The organism is Mammaliicoccus sp. L-M44 (genome assembly GCF_022386355.1).
In the GTDB taxonomy this organism is placed as follows: Bacteria; Bacillota; Bacilli; order Staphylococcales; family Staphylococcaceae; genus Mammaliicoccus; species Mammaliicoccus sciuri_A.
On sequence record NZ_JAJNIU010000001.1, the window covers coordinates 13,165 to 36,264 of the forward strand.

The 23,100-nt window shown below is 31.6% G+C and carries 17 protein-coding genes; 11 read left to right on the forward strand and 6 right to left on the reverse strand.

Features of this window, described 5'->3' with window-relative positions; translation table 11 throughout:
- Nucleotides 1-75 precede the first annotated feature (75 nt).
- Nucleotides 76-2,784, forward strand: coding sequence for an aconitate hydratase AcnA (gene acnA, locus LQ611_RS00070; RefSeq protein WP_103360569.1), 2,709 nt, complete (start codon nucleotides 76-78; stop codon nucleotides 2,782-2,784).
- A 163-nt stretch (nucleotides 2,785-2,947) separates the two neighbouring features.
- The gene (gene menI / locus LQ611_RS00075; protein WP_025905924.1) at nucleotides 2,948-3,394 is read left to right on the forward strand and encodes a 1,4-dihydroxy-2-naphthoyl-CoA hydrolase MenI; all 447 of its coding nucleotides are present in this window, start codon (nucleotides 2,948-2,950) and stop codon (nucleotides 3,392-3,394) included.
- Between the two features lie 53 nt (nucleotides 3,395-3,447).
- Here menI and LQ611_RS00080 read toward each other — a convergent pair whose 3' ends face one another.
- Nucleotides 3,448-3,747 (reverse strand): HesB/YadR/YfhF family protein, encoded by a 300-nt coding sequence (locus LQ611_RS00080; RefSeq protein WP_025905926.1) that lies wholly within the window; start codon nucleotides 3,745-3,747, stop codon nucleotides 3,448-3,450.
- 13 nt (nucleotides 3,748-3,760) lie between these two features.
- The gene (gene plsY / locus LQ611_RS00085; RefSeq protein ID WP_025905927.1) at nucleotides 3,761-4,342 is read right to left on the reverse strand and encodes a glycerol-3-phosphate 1-O-acyltransferase PlsY; all 582 of its coding nucleotides are present in this window, start codon (nucleotides 4,340-4,342) and stop codon (nucleotides 3,761-3,763) included.
- Nucleotides 4,343-4,543: 201 nt separating this feature from the next.
- Here plsY and parE point away from each other — a divergent pair, with 201 nt between their 5' ends.
- The 3 genes from parE to alsT all read left to right on the forward strand — a co-directional run bounded on the left by parE (nucleotide 4,544) and on the right by alsT (nucleotide 10,608).
- The gene (gene parE, locus LQ611_RS00090; RefSeq protein ID WP_107565606.1) at nucleotides 4,544-6,547 is read left to right on the forward strand and encodes a DNA topoisomerase IV subunit B; all 2,004 of its coding nucleotides are present in this window, start codon (nucleotides 4,544-4,546) and stop codon (nucleotides 6,545-6,547) included.
- The gene (gene parC, locus LQ611_RS00095; RefSeq protein WP_151359345.1) at nucleotides 6,547-8,961 is read left to right on the forward strand and encodes a DNA topoisomerase IV subunit A; all 2,415 of its coding nucleotides are present in this window, start codon (nucleotides 6,547-6,549) and stop codon (nucleotides 8,959-8,961) included. The genes parE and parC overlap by 1 nt, the downstream gene beginning before the upstream one ends.
- Before the next feature lie 84 nt (nucleotides 8,962-9,045).
- Nucleotides 9,046-10,608: a glutamine transporter AlsT gene (alsT, locus tag LQ611_RS00100; protein ID WP_103360566.1), complete on the forward strand. Its 1,563-nt coding sequence runs from the start codon at nucleotides 9,046-9,048 to the stop codon at nucleotides 10,606-10,608.
- Between the two features lie 43 nt (nucleotides 10,609-10,651).
- On the opposite strand, the gene LQ611_RS00105 is transcribed toward alsT, so the two are convergent.
- A complete protein-coding gene (locus LQ611_RS00105; RefSeq protein WP_107565605.1) occupies nucleotides 10,652-11,635 on the reverse strand; it encodes a DUF1002 domain-containing protein in 984 nt (327 codons plus the stop codon).
- A gap of 101 nt (nucleotides 11,636-11,736) precedes the next feature.
- Here LQ611_RS00105 and glcT point away from each other — a divergent pair, with 101 nt between their 5' ends.
- From glcT to mprF, 4 genes are all read left to right on the forward strand, one after another.
- A complete protein-coding gene (gene glcT, locus LQ611_RS00110; RefSeq protein ID WP_107590883.1) occupies nucleotides 11,737-12,573 on the forward strand; it encodes a glucose PTS transporter transcription antiterminator GlcT in 837 nt (278 codons plus the stop codon).
- A 123-nt stretch (nucleotides 12,574-12,696) separates the two neighbouring features.
- Nucleotides 12,697-14,763: a glucose-specific PTS transporter subunit IIBC gene (ptsG, locus tag LQ611_RS00115; protein ID WP_103360563.1), complete on the forward strand. Its 2,067-nt coding sequence runs from the start codon at nucleotides 12,697-12,699 to the stop codon at nucleotides 14,761-14,763.
- 161 nt (nucleotides 14,764-14,924) lie between these two features.
- Nucleotides 14,925-16,130 carry an AI-2E family transporter gene (locus LQ611_RS00120; RefSeq protein ID WP_103360562.1) on the forward strand — a complete coding sequence of 402 codons (1,206 nt, stop codon included), beginning with the start codon at nucleotides 14,925-14,927 and terminating at the stop codon, nucleotides 16,128-16,130.
- Nucleotides 16,131-16,250: 120 nt separating this feature from the next.
- Complete coding sequence (gene mprF / locus LQ611_RS00125; RefSeq protein ID WP_239709256.1) at nucleotides 16,251-18,776, forward strand: bifunctional lysylphosphatidylglycerol flippase/synthetase MprF; 2,526 nt, start codon at nucleotides 16,251-16,253, stop codon at nucleotides 18,774-18,776.
- A 287-nt stretch (nucleotides 18,777-19,063) separates the two neighbouring features.
- On the opposite strand, the gene LQ611_RS00130 is transcribed toward mprF, so the two are convergent.
- Nucleotides 19,064-19,627, reverse strand: a complete 564-nt coding sequence (locus tag LQ611_RS00130) for a LysE family translocator (RefSeq protein ID WP_103360560.1) — start codon at nucleotides 19,625-19,627, stop codon at nucleotides 19,064-19,066.
- 93 nt (nucleotides 19,628-19,720) lie between these two features.
- Between LQ611_RS00130 and LQ611_RS00135 the strand changes: the two genes are divergently transcribed.
- On the forward strand, nucleotides 19,721-20,614 hold the full coding sequence (locus LQ611_RS00135; protein WP_103360559.1) for a LysR family transcriptional regulator: 894 nt from the start codon (nucleotides 19,721-19,723) through the stop codon (nucleotides 20,612-20,614).
- Between the two features lie 103 nt (nucleotides 20,615-20,717).
- Here the strand turns inward: LQ611_RS00135 and LQ611_RS00140 are convergent, their stop codons facing one another.
- Nucleotides 20,718-21,335 (reverse strand): DedA family protein, encoded by a 618-nt coding sequence (locus tag LQ611_RS00140; protein ID WP_239709258.1) that lies wholly within the window; start codon nucleotides 21,333-21,335, stop codon nucleotides 20,718-20,720.
- 93 nt (nucleotides 21,336-21,428) lie between these two features.
- Nucleotides 21,429-21,929 (reverse strand): peptide-methionine (S)-S-oxide reductase MsrA, encoded by a 501-nt coding sequence (gene msrA / locus LQ611_RS00145; RefSeq protein ID WP_103360557.1) that lies wholly within the window; start codon nucleotides 21,927-21,929, stop codon nucleotides 21,429-21,431.
- Nucleotides 21,930-22,083: 154 nt separating this feature from the next.
- On the opposite strand from msrA, the gene LQ611_RS00150 reads away from it, so the two are divergent.
- On the forward strand, nucleotides 22,084-23,061 hold the full coding sequence (locus LQ611_RS00150) for an LCP family protein (protein ID WP_037587964.1): 978 nt from the start codon (nucleotides 22,084-22,086) through the stop codon (nucleotides 23,059-23,061).
- Nucleotides 23,062-23,100 lie beyond the last annotated feature (39 nt).

A 23,100-nucleotide genomic window follows, 5' to 3' on the forward strand; every position in this document is an offset into this window, starting at 1 on the left:
TTGTTTTACTAAAGTATTGATTATACAATTGTATATGAAGCATTAACTTGCACAATTTTAAAGGGGGAACAAATAATGAGCTCAAGTTTAAAAGAACAATCTAAAAAATCTTTTGAATTGAACGGCAAAACATACACGTTTTATAGCTTAAAAACATTAGACGAATTAGGTTTATCTAATGTTGATAAACTACCGTATTCTATTCGTGTATTATTAGAATCAGTATTAAGACAGTTTGACGGACGTGTCATTAAAGAAGAACATATTATGAATTTAGCAAAATGGGGTAAATCTAACGATGCTAATGCAGAAGTACCATTTAAACCATCACGTGTTATTCTACAAGACTTCACAGGTGTACCTGCAGTTGTAGACTTAGCTTCTTTACGTAAAGCGATGGATGATGTTGGTGGAGATGTTTCTAAAATCAACCCTGAAGTACCAGTTGATTTAGTTATTGACCACTCTGTACAAGTAGATAGCTATGCATTACCAAATTCATTAGAAATGAATATGAAATTAGAATTCGAACGTAATATCGAGCGTTACCAATTCTTAAACTGGGCAACAAAATCATTTGATAACTATCGTGCTGTACCACCAGCTACTGGTATTGTTCACCAAGTTAACTTGGAATACTTAGCAAGCGTTGTACACATTAGAGAAGAAGAAAATGAACTTGTAACTTACCCAGATACTTTAGTAGGTACTGACTCACATACAACAATGATCAACGGTATTGGTGTATTAGGTTGGGGTGTAGGTGGTATTGAAGCCGAAGCAGGTATGCTTGGTCAACCTTCATACTTCCCAGTTCCTGAAGTTATCGGTGTTAAATTAACAAACGAATTACCACAAGGTACAACAGCTACTGACTTAGCTTTACGTGTAACTGAAGAGTTACGTAAGAAAGGTGTTGTAGGTAAATTTGTTGAATTCTTCGGTCCTGGAGTAGAAAAATTACCTTTAGCAGATAGAGCAACAATTGCTAATATGGCGCCTGAATATGGTGCGACATGTGGTTTCTTCCCAGTAGATGATGAATCATTAAGTTACTTACGTTTAACTGGACGTTCAGAAGAACAAGTTAATGTCGTAGAGAAATACTTAAAAGAAAATAATATGTTCTTCAATGCTGAAAATGTAGAACCAACATATACAGATGTTGTAGATCTAGATTTATCAACAGTTGAGGCATCATTATCTGGTCCTAAACGTCCACAAGATTTAATCAAATTAAGCGACATGAAAAAATCATTTGTTGAATCTGTGACTGCACCAGCAGGTAACCAAGGTCATGGTTTCGATAAATCAGAATTTGATAAATCTGTAGATATTGAATTACAAGATGGTACGAAGACTTCAATGAAGACTGGTGACATCGCAATTGCAGCCATTACTTCATGTACAAACACATCTAACCCATATGTAATGTTAGGTGCAGGTTTAGTAGCGAAAAAAGCAATCGAAAAAGGCTTAAAAGTACCAGATTACGTTAAGACTTCATTAGCACCTGGTTCAAAAGTTGTTACAGGTTATTTACGTGATGCTGGATTACAAGAATATTTAGATGATCTTGGATTCAACTTAGTTGGTTATGGTTGTACAACTTGTATCGGTAACTCTGGTCCGTTATTACCTGAAATTGAAAAAGCGATTGCTGACGAAGACTTACTTGTTACTTCAGTATTATCTGGTAACCGTAACTTCGAAGGTCGTATTCATCCATTAGTTAAAGCGAACTACTTAGCATCACCACAATTAGTTGTTGCTTATGCTTTAGCTGGTACTGTTGATATCGACTTACAAAATGATCCAATCGGTAAAGGTTCAAATGGAGAAGATGTATACTTAAAAGACATCTGGCCATCAATTGAAGAAGTTAGAGACACTGTATTATCAGTTGTTACACCTGAATTATTTAGAGAAGAATACAAAACAGTATTTGAATCTAATGAAGTTTGGAATCAAATTGAAACGACAGATCAACCATTGTACGACTTTGATCCTAATTCAACATATATCCAAAACCCTACATTCTTCCAAGGTTTATCTAAAGAACCACAAGATATTCAACCTTTAAGTGATTTAAGAGTTATGGGTAAATTTGGTGACTCAGTTACAACTGACCATATTTCTCCTGCAGGTGCAATCGGTAAAGATACACCAGCTGGTAAATACTTGCAAGACCATGATGTAGCAATTAGAGACTTTAACTCATACGGTTCTCGACGTGGTAACCATGAAGTTATGATGAGAGGTACTTTTGCGAACATTCGTATTAAGAACCAATTAGCACCTGGAACTGAAGGTGGATTCACAACTTACTGGCCAACAGAAGAAGTAATGCCTATCTTTGATGCTTCAATGAAATATCAAGAAAATGGTATTGGTTTATGTGTACTTGCTGGTAATGACTACGGTATGGGTTCTTCACGTGACTGGGCAGCTAAAGGTACAAATCTTTTAGGTGTTAAAACAGTTATTGCTCAAAGTTACGAACGTATTCACCGTTCTAACCTTGTTATGATGGGTGTATTACCTTTACAATTCAAAAAAGGTGAATCAGCAGATAGCTTAGGTTTAACTGGTAGAGAAGCCATTTCAGTAGATATTCATGAAGGTGTTAAACCACGTGATATTCTTAAAGTAACTGCTACTAGCGAAGATGGTAAAGTGACAGAATTTGAAGCTTTAGCAAGATTCGACTCTGAAGTTGAAATTGACTACTACAGACACGGTGGTATTCTACAAATGGTATTAAGAAATAAATTAGCACAATAATATAAAGCTCATTCATATTAGAGCAGTAGATATTCTTTGTAAATTGAATGTCTACTGCTTTTTATATAAACATTAAATATATGTATTTAAAAGAATATAATCACAGGCGTAATTATATTTATGTTATGATTAGGTTAAGGAATTTAGAAAGAGGGATTGAATCATGATTTATAGTGAAACACCAATAGATGTTAGATATGCAGAGACAGATAAAATGGGCGTTGTTTATCACGCAAATTATGCGATTTGGTTCGAAGTAGCGAGAACAGATTACATTTATAAAGCGGGATTTAGTTACGCAGATATGGAGAATGCAGGGATTATTTCTCCTGTAGTTGATTTGAATATTACTTATAAAAAGTCTATAACATATCCAGAAAAAGTTATTATTAAAACGTGGATTTCTCATTATTCACCTATAAGATCAATTTATTCTTATGAGATATTAAATGAACAACGAGAAGTTGTATCAACAGGATCAACAACACATGTGTGCTTGAAAAAAGGTTCAAACAGACCAATTAGATTAGATAAGAGTTTTCCTGAATGGCATAAAGCATATTTAAAAATTCATGAAGAAACTGAACAAGGTGTAGATCGTAAACTATAATAAATAAGCAGATGTGTTTCGCTAAATACACGAAATACATCTGCTTTTATAGTTTATCTTGAAGCTTTGACTTCATATTTAATTTCTCCATTATCATTTAAATCAATTACTAAGTCATTATCATCAAAGTACCATAAATCTTTTTCATCAATAAAAAATGGAATATCGTTTTTCTCGTCTTTAAAACCAACTTCAGAAGAACTTAATTCTTCTACAGTAAATGCGGGTGAGAAGCCTTGTTTTAACTGAAATTCACCGCCATAACGAACAAAAAATCGTAAGGCTTGATCATCATTGAATTCTAATTCATCTTTAAACCATTCGATAGCTTTTTCAGTAATTTCTAAATTCATAGTGCATTCTCCTTTACATCCATTTGATTTTTGGTTCTTGTCCTTTGAATATTCTTACGATATTTGATTGGTGTCTGACGAGCAGTATAACCAATATTGCAATAGATACGATTAAGAAAGGTATATCACCAATGATAATTGCACCTATAAAACAACTTATACCCGCTACAATACTAGATAATGATACATATTTAGTTAAATATAGAATTACAAAGAATATAATAGCTAGTATAATTAATAGTATCGGATGTACACCTAGAACAGCACCTGCACTTGTTGCAACGGCTTTTCCACCTTTGAATTTCAAAAATATTGGAAATACATGTCCGACTACTGCACAAATACCTACAAATATGCTAGGAATATCTACATTAAACCATATTGGGAAGAAAACTACAATAAAACCTTTGAAGATATCTAAAAACATCACGATAAATCCAGCTTTTTTTCCTAATACTCTAAATGTATTTGTAGCACCTAGGTTGCCACTTCCAAATTGTCGAATATCTTTTTTATAAAATAACTTACCTAACACAAGGCCACTTGGGAAGCATCCAACTAAGTAGCTAAGTATAATAACAACAAATGTCATTATTGAAACACTCCTTTGATAGCAGGTACTAATAGTTTACCATAACTGTATATCGGTTACTATTTAAAAATATGATAATGTCTGTACAATGTAAAGGGAAATTGTACCACAATTAGGGATAGGGCTTGCATTTTCTAGGGATTTATAACAAAATAACTATTGTAAAGTAAAAGAAACGAACGTACGTTTGTAGGAGGAGAAATATTGAATAAACAAGCAAAAGTTCAATATGGTGAAGATTCAATACAAGTACTCGAAGGTTTAGAAGCAGTAAGAAAAAGACCTGGTATGTACATTGGTTCAACAGATGTCCGCGGACTTCACCATTTAGTATATGAAATAGTAGATAACTCTGTTGATGAAATTTTAAATGGCTTCGGTACGGAAATCGAAGTAACAATTCATAAAGATAATAGTATTTCTGTTCATGATAACGGTAGGGGGATGCCTACAGGATTACATAAGACTGGTAAACCGACACCTGAAGTTATATTTACTGTCCTTCATGCCGGGGGTAAATTCGGTCAAGGCGGTTATAAAACATCTGGAGGACTACACGGTGTAGGTGCTTCAGTTGTTAATGCTTTGAGTGAATGGTTAGAAGTAACGATTTATAGAGAAGGTCATATTTATAAACAAAAATTCAAAAATGGTGGCGTACCTATTACAACATTAGAGAAAAAGGGGAAAACACGTAAAACGGGTACAACGGTTCATTTCAAACCAGATTCAAAAATATTTAAAGCTTCAACACATTTTAACTTTGAAACGTTATGTGAAAGACTTCAAGAATCAGCATTTTTACTGAAAGCACTTAAAATAAAAGTAACGGATTTAAGGGGAGAAGAACCAAGAGAAGTATTTTATCATTACGAAGATGGTATTAAAGAATTTGTGAATTATTTAAACGAAGGCAAAGACGTGTTGCATGACGTTGCAATGTTTAGTGGCGAATCAAATGGAATCGAAGTAGATATTAGTTTTCAATTTAATGACCAATATTCTGAAACGATTCTAAGTTTCGTAAATAACGTCCGTACTAAAGACGGAGGTACACACGAAACTGCCTTAAAGACAGCATTTACACGTGTATTCAATGAATATGCACGTAAAATTGGTGAACTTAAACAAAAAGATAAAAATCTTGATGGTAGTGACATTCGTGAAGGTTTGACAGCTATTATTTCTGTAAGAATTCCAGAAGATTTATTACAGTTCGAAGGTCAAACTAAGTCTAAATTAGGTACAACAGAAGCACGTGCAGCCGTTGATTCCGTTATGTCAGATCAACTGCCTTTCTATTTAGAAGAAAAAGGCCAATTATCAAAAGCATTACTTAAAAAAGCGATTAAAGCATCTCAAGCACGTGAAGCAGCAAGAAAAGCACGTGAAGAAGCTAGAAATGGTAAGAAAAACAAACGTAAAGAAACTTTATTATCTGGTAAATTAACGCCAGCACAAAGTAAAAATACAGAGAAAAACGAACTTTATTTAGTCGAAGGGGATTCTGCCGGAGGATCAGCTAAATTAGGGCGTGATCGTAAATTCCAAGCAATTTTACCGTTAAGAGGTAAAGTTATTAATACAGAAAAAGCTAAACTTGAAGATATCTTTAAAAATGAAGAAATCAATACGATTATTCATACAATAGGTGCTGGAGTAGGTGCAGACTTTAATATTGAAGATAGTAACTATAACAAAGTGATTATTATGACAGATGCCGATACAGATGGTGCACATATTCAAGTATTATTATTAACTTTCTTCTTCAAGTACATGAGACCACTATTAGAAGCAGGTAGAGTATATATTGCATTACCACCTTTATATAAATTAGAAAAGGGTAAAGGTAAGTCAAAACAAGTTGAATATGCATGGACTGATGAAGATTTAGAAGTATTAATGAAGAAAATTGGTAAAGGTTTCACACTACAACGATACAAAGGTTTAGGTGAAATGAATGCCGATCAACTATGGGAAACAACAATGGATCCTGAAACAAGAACGTTAATTCGAGTAAGTATTGATGATGAAGTACGTTCACAACGAAGAGTGACTACATTGATGGGTGACAAAGTTGAACCACGTAGAGAATGGATTGAAAGACACGTTCAATTTGGTATGCAAGAAGATCAAAGTATACTTGAAAGTGATGACATTCAAGTACTTGATGATGAAGTAGAATCATTAGAGGAGGAAGTTAAATAATGGTTGAACAAATTCAAAACCTTCCTTTAGAAGATGTAATTGGAGATAGATTTGGTAGATATAGTAAATATATCATTCAAGACCGTGCACTACCTGATGTACGAGATGGATTAAAACCTGTACAACGTAGAATATTATTTGCGATGTATAAAGACGGTAATACGTATGATAGAAACTTTAGAAAAAGTGCTAAAACGGTTGGTAACGTAATCGGTAATTATCATCCACATGGTGATATTTCTGTATACGATGCAATGGTTCGTATGAGTCAAGATTGGAAATTGAGACACGTACTCATAGAAATGCATGGTAATAATGGTAGTATTGATAACGACCCTCCTGCTGCAATGCGTTATACAGAGGCTAAATTAAGTAAATTAGCTGAAGTGTTATTACAAGATATCGATAAAGAAACAGTTGAACATGTACAAAACTTTGATGATACTGCGATGGAGCCGATGGTATTGCCAGCTAGGTATCCTAACTTATTAGTCAATGGATCTACAGGTATTTCTGCTGGTTATGCAACTGATATTCCACCGCATAATCTAGGAGAAGTCATTGATGCGACATTAAAGCTTATAGATAAGCCAAGTACATCTGTAGATGAATTAATTGAACATATAAAAGGACCGGATTTCCCAACAGGCGGTATAATTCAAGGGTTAGATGGCATTAAGAAAGCCTATAAAACAGGTAAAGGTAAAATCGTTGTTAGAAGTAAAGTAGAAATTGAAAAAATTAGAGGCGGAAGAGAACAAATCGTCGTAACTGAAGTACCATTTGAAGTTAACAAAGGTACATTAGTTAAGAAAATTGATGAACTCAGAGCTGATAAGAAAATTGAAGGTATAGTAGAAGTTCGTGATGAAACAGATAGAGAAGGTTTACGAATTGCGATTGAACTTAAGAAAGATATTAATAGTGAAGGTGTTCTGAATTATCTTTATAAGAACACAGACTTACAAGTACTTTATCATTTTAATATGGTTGCAATCAATAATAGAAGACCTGAATTATTAGGCCTTAAACCAATTCTTGAAAGTTATATTGAACATCAAAAAGAAGTCGTAACTAGACGTTCTCAATATGAATTATCCCAAGCGCAAAAACGTATGCATATCGTTGAAGGTTTAATTAAAGCATTGTCTATTTTAGACGAAGTTATTGAAACAATTAGAGCTTCTAAAAACAAACGTGATGCGAAAGAAAATTTAATTGCGAAATTTGAATTTACTGAAGAACAAGCTGAAGCAATCGTAATGTTACAACTTTATAGATTAACAAATACAGATATTGTTTCTTTAGAAAATGAATTTGATGAACTTAAACAAACTATCGAACGCTTAAAAGATATTTTAGAAAATGAAAAATCATTATTTAAAGTAATTAAGAATGAACTTAGAGCAGTTCGAAAAGAATTTGCTGATGAACGTTTAACTGAAATCGAAGAAAAAATCGAAGAAATAAAAATTGAAAAAGAAATTTTAGTTCCAAGTGAAGAAACTATTGTTTCTGTTACGCATGATGGATACATTAAACGTACTTCTAATAGAAGTTATATCGCAAGTGGTGTTGAAGAAGTAGGGCTTAAAGACGGTGACTACTTATTAATGCACGAAAAAATGAATACGCAAGATACTTTAATTGTATTCACAAATAAAGGTAATTACTTATTTATACCTGTACATGAAATTGTAGACTTAAAGTGGAAAGATCTTGGTAAACATATTTCACAAATGATTCCAATTGATGATGACGAACGTGTCATTTCTGTAAATAAAGAAACAGATTTCAAGCCATCGTCTAATTATATTATCGCGACGAAAAACGGCATGATCAAAAAGTCTACAAATGATAAATTTAAAGCGAGCAGAATTACAAAACCACTCGTTGCCATTAAACTTAAAGGTGACGATGAAGTTGTTTCCGTACTGAAAATAGTAAATGATGAACTTATAACAGTGATTACTGAAAAAGGTATGAGCTTAACTTATGATACGGATGAGTTATCCGACATTGGTTTAAAAGCAGCTGGTGTTAAATCTATCAACTTGAAAGATAATGATAAAGTTGTGATGACTGATAAATTACCAAATGATCAATCCGTGTTTATTGTGACAGATCGTGGTTCAGTTAAAAGGATGAAAGCAGAACAATTTGTACCTGCTAAAAGATCTCAACGTGGTTTAATGATCTTGAAAGAACTAAAATCTAAAGCGCATAGAATCATATTTGCTAGAACAATAGCAGAAGATGAAACATGTGTCATGATTTCAGAAAAAGATCAAGTCAAAGTGAATACTAAAGACTTTAACTTTAGTGAACGATACACAAATGGTCGATTTGTTGTTGACGAGAATGACTTTGGTCAAGTTATTGATGCATATTTTGAAGAAAAATCTATAGATTAAAAAAATATAGTCATAATGAATGGCACATGGTAAAATCATGATAGCAATTTATTATGACTATATTATTAGAATTGAGGGATTTATTTGAAAGATTTTGATAGTTATATCCCAGATTGGTTTCATAATTTTGTCCAATGGGGTAATGATTTAATTTGGACTCAAAACTTAATTTTCCTATTACTACTAGCTGGTGTATTCTTTACAATAAGTTCTAGAGTAGTACAACTTAGATGGCTACCAGAAATGTTTAGAGTCATTTTCGAAAAACCTGAAACATTAGAAGATGGAAGAAAAGGTATATCTTCTTTCCAAGCATTTGCTATAAGTGCTGCTTCTCGTGTTGGTACTGGTAATATCGCAGGTGTTGCAACAGCAATTGTACTAGGTGGCCCAGGTGCAGTATTTTGGATGTGGGTTATTGCATTCATTGGTGCAGCAAGTGCGTTCTTTGAAGCAACATTAGCACAAGTATATAAAGTTAAAGATAAAGAAGGTGGCTTCCGCGGTGGACCAGCTTATTACATAGAACGTGGTTTAGGTCAGAAATGGCTTGGTGTTGTGTTTGCAATACTTATAACAGTAACGTTTGCCTTTGTATTTAACACAGTTCAATCTAATACGATTGCAGCTTCTTTAAATGAACAGTATGAATTTTCAAATGTGATAACTGGAATTATCTTGGCTATTATTACAGCATTAGTTATCTTTGGTGGTGTAAGAAGTATCGCAACAGTATCTTCATTTATCGTGCCAATTATGGCAGTTGGATATATCGGTTTAGTTGGTTATATCTTATTTATGAATGTTGATCAAATTTGGCCAATGATTCAAAATATCGTAAGAAGTGCATTTGGTTTACATCCTGCATTTGGTGGGGCAATGGGATTTGCAATTATGCAAGGTATTAAACGTGGCTTGTTCTCCAATGAAGCTGGTATGGGTTCTGCAGCAAACGCAGCAGCAACAGCAGCTGTAAGTCACCCAGTTAAACAAGGTTTAATCCAAGCGTTAGGTGTATTCTTTGATACTATGATTATCTGTTCAGCAACAGCAATCATGTTATTACTTTATACTGATTTACAATTTGGAGCAGATGCGCCTCAAGGTGTGGCTGTAACGCAACAAGCACTTACAACACATGTAGGTGAATTCGGTGGTATATTCTTAACATTAGCTGTATTTATGTTCGCATTCTCTTCAATTATTGGTAACTATTACTACGGTCAATCAAATATTGAATACTTAACTAAAAATAAAATCGTAATGTTTATCTTTAGAGCATTAGTAGTAGCTATGGTATTTGTAGGATCAGTTGTACAAGTACAAACAGTATGGGATACAGCAGACTTATTTATGGGATTAATGGCAATCATCAATATCGTAGCACTATTCGGACTTGCAACAGTTGTATTTGAAGTTGCTAAAGATTATCGTGCACAAAGAAAGCGTAAGTTAAACCCAGTATTTAAAATTGAAAACTTAAAAGTTAACTATAATAATATCGAAGCATGGGGCGATAACCCTTATGCAACATTAAGCAAAAAAGAAACAACAGAACAATCATCTGAAGCAAATACAAAGTATGAAGAACCTAAAGAAGATACTTTCGACATTATTAAAGATGATGATAAAGACGAAGATAAATAATATAAGAAAAACGCCATGGGCACTAGCCCATGGCGTTTTCAATTTATTTAAATAAGTTTGCAATTGAATTGAAGATATCTTTAATAGCATTTACAAGTTTATCCCAGAAACCTTCGTCTTGAAGTTTGTCTTTAATATTGTTTCCTAAGTCTTCAGCTTTTTTCTTTGCATCTTTAAATTCATCAGATTTAACTAAATCATTAACATAATCTTTTGAGTTATTAATAAAGTCTTTTGCATTTTCACCGCTAAAGACACCGTCTTTTTGTGCTTTATCAATAACATTAACAATCATATTAATTTGGTTATCATTAATAACATTTGTTAAACCATTGTCTTCAATCTTTTGATTGACGATATTTGTAATTTCATTGATTGTTACATTACCTGATTTTTCTGCAACAGCTTGTTTTGATTCTGCAATCGTTTTGTTTAATTGTGATTGTGAAAATCCTTCTTGACCTTTATTTTCTTCAGTTATTTGGTTAATTGTAGATAATTCTTCTTGAGCGACTTGTGTTCTGCTTGAATCTACTTCTTCACCTTGTTCTTCAAATGCTTTGTATACACCAGCTAAGGCACTTTCGCCAGTTACATCTTCACTTGATGCAATTGTCACATCAGCATCTTGAATACCTGCTGTCATTAAAGCATTTTTATATGTGTCTTTAGTTACTTTTGTAATTTGACCTTGGTCTTGATTAATCGTTAAGTTAAGACCACTGCCTTTAGAAGTCTTTGTAATACGGATACTTGATTTTAAGACATCATTTGATGATTGCATATTTAAGTATTTATTTAAGTCATCAGCCGTAACGTAAGTTGTCTTGTCACTGTTTTTAGTGCCTAATAAGTTAGAAGTTGTATCTTTAGCACTTGAATTGTTTTGTAATGCTGCACCATAAACAGTAACGGCATTATCCCAAGCCTCTTCAGTTACCGCATGGGCTTGATGTTTCGGATATAAAATTGTAGATAATAATAAAACAGCAAGAACACTTATTATATATAGTTTCGTCTTTTTCATATGTTTGCACATCCTCGTATTTATTGATATAAAATATATCTATCATTATATTATCATCAAATGTATAATATGTAATAGGTCTTCAGAATGAGGTTTAATATATGGGAAAATACATTATCGAAAAGGCATTAAACAATAATGTGTTAATTGCTAATTATTATGATAAAGAAGTTATATTAGTTGGTAAGGGGATTGGTTTCGGAAAAAAACAAGGCGAAGAAATTAATACAGATTTAATCGAAAAGGTATATTTATTAGAATCTGAAAATGATAAAAATAAATATAAGCAATTATTAGATGGTACTAATGATGAAGTGTTTAATATTGTATTAGAAGTTGTAAATGGTATCGATAAACAGTTAGGTGGAAGTGTTAGTGAAAAGACGCTAATATCTTTAACAGACCATATGTTATTTGCGATCAAACGTATTAAAGAAGGTATACATGTTCATAATCCTTTTTTAAAAGAGACTGAACTGCTTTATCCGAGAGAATATCAAATAGCAGAAAAAGCTGTTAAAGCATTAAATGAAAAATTAAACTTACAGTTTATTGAATCAGAAGCTGGATTTATTGCATTACATATCCACTCTGCTGAAGTAAACCATTCAATTCATGATATACACAATATAAAAGCGATTATTCAAAAAGCAATCATTATAATAGAAGAAGGCCTAGAAGTTGATATTAACAAAAATAGTATTAATTATAGTCGTTTTGTTCGGCACCTTCACTTTGCGATTCAAAGAGTATTGGCAGATGAACGAATTCCAGATGCAACTAATATCGAAACACTATTGAAAGCGCAATATCCATTGTGCTATAATATTTCTGTAAAGATAGTGAAGATGATGCAAACACAGTTGAAGAAGCCAGTATATCAATCTGAATTGGCATATTTAACGATGCACATTCAACACTTTAATAATAACTTATAAATTGCGTGTTACTGATACGATCAGGCATGAGCAAATAGACTTTACTGTAATGGTAAGTTTTTTTGCTCATGCCTTTTTTCATGCCGTGATTTATAAAGTTAAACAATTAGGAGGGTATTAATTATGTTTAAAAAGTTCTTTGGACAATTGCAACGTATTGGTAAAGCATTAATGTTACCAGTTGCGATTTTACCAGCAGCAGGTATTTTACTTGCGTTTGGTAATGCAATGCAAAACGATCAATTCGTTGAAATTGCACCTTGGTTAAAATCTGATGTTATTGTCATGATAGCTTCAGTAATGGAATCATCTGGTCAAATTATCTTTGATAATTTACCATTGCTATTCGCACTCGGGACTGCATTAGGCTTAGCTGGAGGAGATGGTGTTGCAGCATTAGCTGCATTAGTTGGTTACCTTATTATGAATACAACAATGGGTGTTGTTAAAGGTATTTCAATTGATGATATTTATAGCTACGCTGAAGGCGCTAAAACTTTAGGACAAACTGCTAAAGATCCAGCAAACGCATTAGTTCTTGGTATTCCAACACTTCAAACAGGGGTGTTTGGTGGTATTATAATGGGTGCTCTTGCAGCATGGTGTTACAACAAATATTATAATATCAACTTACCACCATTCTTAGGATTCTTTGCTGGTAAAAGATTCGTACCAATTATCACATCTGTAGTTGCTATTATTGCAGGTATTATTCTTTCATTTGCATGGCCACCAATTCAAGATGGCTTAAACAACTTATCTACATTCTTATTAGATAAGAACTTAGCTTTAACGACATTTATATTTGGTATTATTGAACGTGCTTTAATTCCATTTGGATTGCATCACATTTTCTACTCACCATTCTGGTTCGAATTTGGTAACTATGTAAATTCTGCTGGTGAATTAGTTCGTGGTGACCAAAGAATATTCATGGCACAAGTTAAAGACGGTGTACCATTTACTGCTGGTGCATTCACAACTGGTAAATATCCATTTATGATGTTTGGTTTACCAGCTGCAGCATATGCAATCTATCGTCAAGCTCGTCCAGAGCGTAAAAAAGTTGTCGGTGGTTTAATGTTATCTGCAGGTTTAACATCATTCTTAACAGGTATTACTGAACCGTTAGAATTCTCATTCTTATTCGTAGCACCAGTATTATACGGTATTCATGTTATTTTAGCAGGTACATCATTCTTAGTGATGCATCTTCTACATATCCAAATCGGTATGACATTCTCTGGTGGATTTATCGATTACGTCTTATACGGATTATTAAACTGGGATCGTACTAATGCACTACTTGTTATTCCAGTAGGTATTATTTATGCGTTAGTTTATTACTTCTTATTCACATTTGCGATTAAGAAATTTAACTTAAAAACACCTGGTCGTGAAGATAAAGAATCTGAAACACGCAATAGTTCAGTAGCTGAACTTCCATTCGATGTATTAGATGCGATGGGTGGTAAAGAAAACATCAAACATTTAGATGCTTGTATTACGCGATTACGTGTTGAGGTATTAAATAAATCTGAAGTAAACAAAGATGAACTGAAAAGTTTAGGTGCATCAGGTGTACTTGAAGTTGGTAACAATATTCAAGCTATTTTTGGACCTAAATCAGATCAAATTAAACACGATATGGCACGTATCATTTCAGGAGAAATTACGAAACCTGATGAAACAACTGTTACTGAGGAAGGCGATCAAGAAAGTGCTGCTATTTTAGCTGAAGGTGGCGCAACAATTTATGCACCAATTAAAGGTGAAGTTGTTAATATCTCTGAAGTACCAGATAAAGTATTCTCTGAAAAAATGATGGGTGATGGCGTTGCAATTATTCCTGAAACTGGTGAAGTTGTTGCACCATTTGATGGTAAATTGAAAATGACATTCCCTACAAAACATGCAATCGGTTTAGAATCTAATGACGGTGTTGAATTATTAATCCACTTCGGTTTAGAAACAGTTAAATTAGAAGGTAAAGGATTTGAAATTTTAGCGGAAGCTGATACAGATATCGTTAAAGGTCAACCGTTAATGAAAGTAGATTTAGACTTCATTAAAGAAAATGCTGATAGTACTGTTACACCAATTGTTGTTACAAACCTTGGTGATGCTTCATTAGAAGTACTAACAACAGGTTCTGTTGAACAAGGCGATAAAATATTAGTCGTTAAATAAGAGTTTTATAGTTAAGAAGATACATCTTCATGGTGTATCTTCTTTTTATACTCTAAAAATAATTATAATATTATTATGTAAACTATAAATGTAAATTTTTGTTTTTAAAGTCAAACGATTAGGGTATAATAGATTATAAATCTTTAAGAGGAGGGCTTATTTTGGAAAAAGAAAAGCATTCCAATAATTCTTTTAATAAAACAACACGTTTTATGCAGTTTTTCGGTGGACGTGATATTTATTTCATTTTAGGATTATTGATACTGATAGGGTTAACAATATTTATTTTCCAACATGTTTCATTTATTTTTGAACCTATCGTTACGATTACGACAACTTTAATTGGCCCAATTATTGTTGCGTTTGTTGCATTCTATTTGTTTAATCCTTTAATTAATTTTATGGAAAGGTTTAACATCTCTAGATTATGGGGTATCATCATATTATTATGTGTAATTATCGCAGCATTTACACTAATTGTGACGTTATTAATACCTGTTGTGCAACATCAAGTTGAAAGTTTATCTAAAAATTTACCTACATATTTCGATGAATTTAGTGATAAATTAAAAGAGCTTTCTCAAAATTCATTTGTAGCGGATTACTATACACAAGCTCAAAATTGGTTCCAACAAAACTTTAGTGATATTCCAAAGAAAATATCTAATTCAGTAGGGGATTTCAGTAATAAGTTCCAATCATTTGTATCTACAATTACACATGTTGTTGTGATCATTATTACATTCCCATTTGTATTATTCTTCTTACTTAAAGATGGTGCAAAGTTTAGAAATTACTTTATTAGATTAATGCCACCAAAATTCAGAAAAGATACTCATGATTTAATTGATAAGATGAATGTACAAGTTGGTTCTTATATTCAAGGTCAAATGATTGTTGCTTTCTGTATTGGTGTATTACTATTTATTGGTTATTCAATCATTGGATTAGACTATGCACTAACTTTAGCAAGTATTGCTGCTGTAACAAGTGTTGTACCGTATTTAGGTCCAATAATTGCTATTTCACCAGCAATTATTTTAGCGGCAATTGATTCACCATTTATGTTATTGAAACTTGCAATCGTTTGGGCTGCAGTTCAATTTTTAGAAGGACATTTTATTTCACCGAATATTATGGGGAAAACAATGCAAATTCATCCTTTAACAATCATCTTTGTATTGTTATGTGCAGGTAATTTAGCAGGTATACTTGGTGTTATTTTAGGTATTCCAGCTTATGCTATTATTAAAGTAGCTGTGACACATCTCTTCACATTATTTAAACGTCGTTATAATAAGTATTATCAAGATGACTCAGGTCCATACGAGTTTAAAGATGAAGAAGTTGTATACGAAAAAGAATAAACAATAAAGATAGACTGCCTTTAACTTTTGAAGCTTAATGGCAGTCTTTTTTAAACATTTTAATTTATATATTTATATGGTATTATTTGGGAGTATTACAAAATAAAAGAAGGTTGGAATATGAGACTATTAAATCGAAAGAAAATTTTGCCAATATTAAAGGTTCTATTTATATGTATCGTATTATGCATCGTAGTATTTGTATTACATAATGAATTAGGGAAAATCGACTTTAAAAAGACAATCGTTCTTTTTAGAGAAATGAATACATTTTATTTTGTAGGCATCATTATATTAGGTGTACTTTCCGTTTCTGTTTTATCACTATATGACATGATGTTAAAACAATCTTTAAAAATCAGTTTACCGATACACAAAGTTTTATCCATTAGCTATATTATCAATACATTTAACAGTATTTTAGGCTTTGGTGGCTTAATAGGTGCTGGTTTAAGAATTTACTCTTATAGAAATGACGTTGAAGATAAGAAAGATTTAGTTAAAAGTGTTTCATTATTATTGTTATCCATGTTAAGTGGTTTAAGTTTATTATGTGCATTTATTGTATTTAGTGTTTTTAATGCGGATGCATTACTAGCTGATATTTCATGGGCTAAAATTGTCATATATATTGGCAGCTTGTTTCTTCCATTATTTATAGCTGTGTCGTATTTGAAACCATCTATAAGTCGAGATAGATTACTTGGTTTTAAATTTACAATTGTATCTGCACTCGAATGGATTGCTGCGAGCTACTTATTATTTGTCATTTTAAAAGCATTACATATTCACGTAGACTTTTCACACTTAGTCGGGATATTTGTAGTTGCTGCCTTATCAGGATTAATTAGTATGATACCCGGGGGATTTGGTGCATTTGATTTAGTGATCTTATTAGGTATTAAGTCGCTTGGTGTACCTGAAGAAAAAGTATTATTAGCGTTGTTACTTTATAGAGTTGCTTATTATTTCTTCCCATTCATAATCGCACTTGGTTTATCTACATTTGAATTTGGTAGTATCGCTAAAAAATACATCGAAGAAAGTAAATTCTATACACCGGCAGTTGATACAACATCGTTTATCAAGTCTGTTCAAAGTGACTTTATGACTAAAGTACCAACATTAGCACTAGGTTTATTATCAGGTATTACAGGCTTTGTGCTTTATTTTAATCACATATTAATCTTATATGATGCAATTTACTCACATCATTATACTTTTTATTCAATCTTATTAGCATTACATACAGCTGCTACACTCATGTTACTGATTTGTGCCAAAGGTGTAATGTCTGGTACGATGCGATCGATTCTTATGAGCATTATTTCTGTCATCGTGATGTTAGTCGTATCCATATTAACAAATAGTACAATCATAGCATTTTTATGGTTAGCGATACTTTTAGTATTATTATTTATCGGTTACAAAAATGCACTCGTTGTCAAAAAGATAGTAACACCTATGAAAATTGTTTTAAGTGGTGTATTAATTTTAACAATGTTTATCTTCAATAGAATTGTTACTAAAAATTATTTAAATTTATATCCACATGAAGTTACTAAATTTGATAAATATGCCGTGTTTACAATGTTCTTGATTGCACTTGCGATATTGTGTTTAATCGGTATGTGCATAACATATATACTTTCAAAAAAATTCCAAAAAAGTTTATATACAAATGTCAGTTATGAAACAATACAATCCATTATCGATCAAAATCAAGGTTCATATGTGAGTCACTTAGCATTTACAGGAGATAAATCATTTTATGTTAATAAAGATGAAGATGTCTTTATTATGTATCGACATACGATGAATGCAGTTATCGTGTTAGGAGATCCAGTCGGTAACTCGGATAAATATCATGCCGTATTAAAAGAATTTTATGATCAAATGCATTTTTTAGGGCATGATATTATTTTCTATCAAGTACAAAGTAAATTACTATCTTTATATCATGATTATGGAAATGTCTTTTTCAAATTAGGTGAAGAAGCACTCATAGACCTCGAAACATTCAGTTTATCAGGAAAGAAAAAACGTGGTATGCGTGCAACTCATAATAAAATGGCATCAGAAGGCTATCAATTCGACATAATAGAAGCACCATATGCACAAGATGATATCAACATATTGAAATATATTAGTGATGGCTGGTTAGGTGACAAGAGAGAAATGAGTTTCTCAGTTGGATCATTTGATGAAGATTATTTAAATAAAGCACCTATTGCAGTTATAAGAAATGACAGCAAAGAAATAGTAGGTTTCTGTTCATTAATGTATACGAACTATAATGATTCAATTTCAGTGGACTTAATAAGATGGAACAAAGAAGTTGATTTACCAATGATGGATGCTTTATATATCCATATGTTATTATGGGCACAAGAACAAGGCTATAAACAATTTAATATGGGAATGGCTACATTATCTAATGTAGGACATAATCAATATGCATATTTAAGAGAAAAATTTGCAGCAAAAGTATTTGAAAATATGAATGGATTATATAGCTTCCAAGGATTACGGAATTATAAACAAAAATTTTATCCAGATTGGGAACCAAGATATTTAGTATATCGTAAATATAGTTCATTATTATGGAATTTAATAAGAGTATCTTTAACAATTAATCATAAATAAAAAGAGTCTGTGAGATAATTCCTAACTTAAATTAAATAACACCTCATACCACTGATTTATTCAGTATAAAATGAGGTGTTATTTTTTATAATCTACGATTTTGTTCGTGCATGCTTGCCTAGGGTATGGTTCGAGCCTGTAGTCTCTCACTCATACTATTCCCTCAGGCGTCAGCACTATACAAAATCGTTCCAAATTTCCAATTTTATACAAAAAAATAAGCGCTCTCGTATTCCAGAAAATGATATTGCACATTATGTTTTTTAGTTAAATCTCACTTTTATTCATTAATAGAAAATACTAAATGCAGAATAAAGTATTAATAATGACATAACAGTATTGAAAATATAATGATATTTATTGAGGTATCTTTTTAAGTAGTGTCCTAATACGCCCCATACAATAAGGCAAGTCCAACCAATAATAATTGTTAGTACCATATATACAAATGGTTTGTAATTGGAATTAGGGATAATAAAGACACCTAGTAACGTGATATAAAATAATAATGTTTTCATATTTAAAATTTGTAATAAAAATCCAGCTTTAAAAGTAGAAAATACATCACCAATTTCATCGTTTTTACTAGCAGTAAACGTTTTATAGGATAGATACAATAAATATATAAAACCAAATATTTTCAGTGTTTGTTCAACTGCTTCAATATATTCATCAAATAAGTATAAACAAATAGAAGCTAAAATAGCTAAAAATAAAAAACCTGCTAATATACCAAGTATAAATTTTTTTGCACCTAATAAACCATGTTTCTTTGTAGAATTCATAATAAAAATATTACTTGGACCTGGCGTAATAGATGTTACAAAAACATAAATTAAAAACGCAGACATGTTCTTCACCTCTATATAAATTTTAATGTCTTTTTGGTTATAAGTGAAATTAATGTTATTATTAATGCATTAATAAAATTAATGGGTGATTGAATGAATATAAAGCAGTTAAAAATTTTAAAGACACTTATAGAAACGAAGAGTTATACAAGAACAGCAGAATTACTAAACTATACGCAATCAAATGTATCTCAACAAATTAATCAGTTAGAATCAGAATTGAAGAATGAATTATTTATATACTCAAACAGAAAATTGATTGAAAGTGAGTTTCTTTTAAAAATATTACCTTTAGTTAATGACTATATTTCGACACACGATCAAATTATTAAATTATCGAATGAGGACATGACTAATAAATTAAAAATAGCAGCACCTGAATCATTAGTAACAACAGGGTTAAGTGAAGTTATAAAAATTTTTTTAGAAAAATTTCCAAATACAGAATTTGATTTACTCAATAATACTTGTAGCAAAAATCAAGCATTACTAATTAATGGTGAAGTAGATATAGCTTTTGTGATTAATACTGGAATCCAAAATAATGCAATAAAAAAACATAAATTAAGTGATGATGAAATTGTTATTGTGGCACATCATTCTGCTCCAGATACATTAGATGAGTTGTTAAGTAGTAAAAGATATAATCATTTTGTAATAAATGAAAAAGACAGTACTTATCGCACGATGTTTGAAGATTTTTTAAGTAGTAACTTAAAGGAAGTTTCTAAAAGAACAGAATTATGGAGTATAGATGCAATTAAGACATTTTTAATAGATGATATGGGATTTAGTGTATTGCCATATAGAACTGTAGAGAAAGAAATAAATTCAAATAGGCTGAAAATCATAGAGGGAAATGAGCAATTTCCTACTTTTTATTCATTTGCTTTAACAAAGAAGAAAAATTGGGATAACAATCTCATTGATTTATTTATTCAAGAAGCAAAAATATATATGGGAAGAAATATGAAAAAGGAAAAATAGATTGAATAACTAATACTAGTAGTAATAAATTTGTTGTTTATAATACAAAAAAACTTTCATAACCATTCCTTAAAAAAGGTGTTATGAAAGTTTTGTTTTTTATTTAATTAACACGTGTTTCTTTAATGCGTTTATACCATAAGTATAAGACGTATAGTACTGCTATTGCGATAATTACAATAAACACTTTAGAATACATACCTACATATACGAGAATTTGATGCCAATGATTGCCTAACATTTTACCGAGCATAATTAGAAATATATTCCACATACCTGTGCCGATTGCTGTTAAAAGTATAAATACGGGTAAGTTCATTTTAGTTATACCGGCTGGTAATGAAATGAGTGTTCTAACGATTGGGATAAAGCGTCCTAAGAAGATAGCCCAATGTCCATATTTATCTAACCATTGTATAGTCTTATCTAAGTCTTGTGTTTTGATACCTATATATTTGCCACGTTTATGTATAAATTTATATAAACGTTCTTCACCTATAAGAGCACCGATACTATATAATACAAGTGCTCCGAGTACAGCACCTAAAATTGTAAGTAAACATACAATTATGATATTCAACTCTGACTGTGAAGTCATGAATCCAGCAAATGTTAATATGATTTCAGAAGGGAAGGGGTGTATAACATATTCTAAAAATACGAGTATGAAGACACCGATATATCCATAATACGTCATATAATCAGTAATCCATTGTTCCATAATGTTCTCCTTTTATATCTTAAATACTGATAGATGTTATATAAAAATAACAGTATAGCATAATTGTATACGATACTGTTATGCTATACTTGTTTATTTTAAACTTTGTCTAATTGTTTGTTCTTCTTGATATCTTTCAGGATTCTTCTTATAAAAATCTTGATGATAATCTTCAGCTTTGTAAAAAGGCTTATATGGTAATAGTTTTGTAACGACTGATTTTCCTTTTGGTAATTCTTTATTGAGTTGTTCGATATACTGTTCAGCAAGTTTCTTTTGATCAGCATTTGTATAGAAAATAGCTGTTTCATATTGTGTACCTCTGTCTTGGAATTGTCCATTAGCATCAGTAGGGTCAATAATTGCAAAATATATTTCTAGCAGTCTATTATATGAGAATAAAGCTACATCATATTGGATTTCGACAACTTCATAATGTCCGGTATCACCTTTTTTTACTTCTTCGTATGTTGGATTTTCAGTTGTTCCACCCATATAACCTGAAGTCACTTTATCTATTCCTTCATATTGGTCAAATGGCTTAACCATACACCAAAAGCATCCTCCTGCAAAATACGCTTTATTCATATTCATGATATTTTTACCATCCTTTATTCAGTCTCAAGTCTTATTTTTAAGTTAGCTTTGCAATTTTTCTTGATTTTTAGTATATAAATTGGTTAACTTAATGTATGAGTCTCATTATAATATAATTAGACTCAATTTTGAAGATAAAAGGTTGGTAACAATGACTTCGCATAATCAATCAGAAACTGAAGATAATCGTCAAACGAATATACCTACAAGAAGAAAAAAGCGTAGAATTAAAAAAAGACCTTTTATTTTCTTAGGTATAATCTTACTTTTAATTGGACTTGGATTTTATATTAATGCTTCTTATAAATCTGGTTTGAAAGTTTCATCAGATAACGGTAAAAAGCAGCAATTACATAAATTCAATAGTACAACGCGGAATGATGGTAAAGTAAATGTGCTCGTATTAGGTGAGGACCGCAAAGTAGATAATTCACAACCTAGAACAGACTCAATTATGATTGTTCAATATGATTACTTGAAAAAAGATCTCAAAATAGTATCAGTCATGAGAGATATTTATTCAGAAATCCCAGGTGGCTATCGTAATTATAAGATTAATACTGCATATTCATTAGGCGGACCTGAATTATTACGTAAGACATTGAAGAAGAACCTTGATATTGATCCGGAATACTATGCAATTATCGATTTTGATGGATTTGAAGAAATGGTCGATGAAATTGCACCTAAAGGCGTTCCAATCGATGTTGAAAAAGATATGTCTGCAAAAATTGGTGTTTCTTTAAAACAAGGGCAACATAATTTAAACGGGAAAGAATTATTAGGTTATGCGCGCTTTAGACATGATGAAGAAGGTGACTTTGGTCGTGTTAGAAGACAACAACAAGTTATGACTGCATTAAAATCAGAATTGATGAGTGTGGATTCAGTTGTTAAAGCACCGAAATTAGCTGGTATTGCTAGAGGTTATGTTAATACCAATTTAGATGATCAAACAATTTACAAAACGGGAGCTAGCTTCTTAGCTAGAGGCGATAAAGATATTAAGACGTTAACAGTCCCTGTTAAAGGTTCTTATACAAATGAGAATGATATTGAAAATGGGGCAGTATTAAAAATCGACAAAGAAAAAAATAAAGAAGCAATTAAAAAATTTCTTAACGATTAATCATTGAGGAAACTAAAAAAGCAATAAATGGTCATTTTG

Excerpts from the sequence above, each read along its gene's own strand:
- acnA (WP_103360569.1), top strand. The coding sequence starts at position 76 with ATGAGCTCAAGTTTAAAAGAACAATCTAAAAAATCTTTTGAATTGAAC.
- menI (WP_025905924.1), top strand. The coding sequence starts at position 2,948 with ATGATTTATAGTGAAACACCAATAGATGTTAGATATGCAGAGACAGAT.
- LQ611_RS00080 (WP_025905926.1), bottom strand. The coding sequence starts at position 3,747 with ATGAATTTAGAAATTACTGAAAAAGCTATCGAATGGTTTAAAGATGAA.
- parC (WP_151359345.1), top strand. The coding sequence starts at position 6,547 with ATGGTTGAACAAATTCAAAACCTTCCTTTAGAAGATGTAATTGGAGAT.
- LQ611_RS00105 (WP_107565605.1), bottom strand. The coding sequence starts at position 11,635 with ATGAAAAAGACGAAACTATATATAATAAGTGTTCTTGCTGTTTTATTA.
- glcT (WP_107590883.1), top strand. The coding sequence starts at position 11,737 with ATGGGAAAATACATTATCGAAAAGGCATTAAACAATAATGTGTTAATT.
- ptsG (WP_103360563.1), top strand. The coding sequence starts at position 12,697 with ATGTTTAAAAAGTTCTTTGGACAATTGCAACGTATTGGTAAAGCATTA.
- mprF (WP_239709256.1), top strand. The coding sequence starts at position 16,251 with ATGAGACTATTAAATCGAAAGAAAATTTTGCCAATATTAAAGGTTCTA.
- LQ611_RS00130 (WP_103360560.1), bottom strand. The coding sequence starts at position 19,627 with ATGTCTGCGTTTTTAATTTATGTTTTTGTAACATCTATTACGCCAGGT.
- LQ611_RS00135 (WP_103360559.1), top strand. The coding sequence starts at position 19,721 with ATGAATATAAAGCAGTTAAAAATTTTAAAGACACTTATAGAAACGAAG.
- LQ611_RS00140 (WP_239709258.1), bottom strand. The coding sequence starts at position 21,335 with ATGGAACAATGGATTACTGATTATATGACGTATTATGGATATATCGGT.
- msrA (WP_103360557.1), bottom strand. The coding sequence starts at position 21,929 with ATGAATATGAATAAAGCGTATTTTGCAGGAGGATGCTTTTGGTGTATG.
- LQ611_RS00150 (WP_037587964.1), top strand. The coding sequence starts at position 22,084 with ATGACTTCGCATAATCAATCAGAAACTGAAGATAATCGTCAAACGAAT.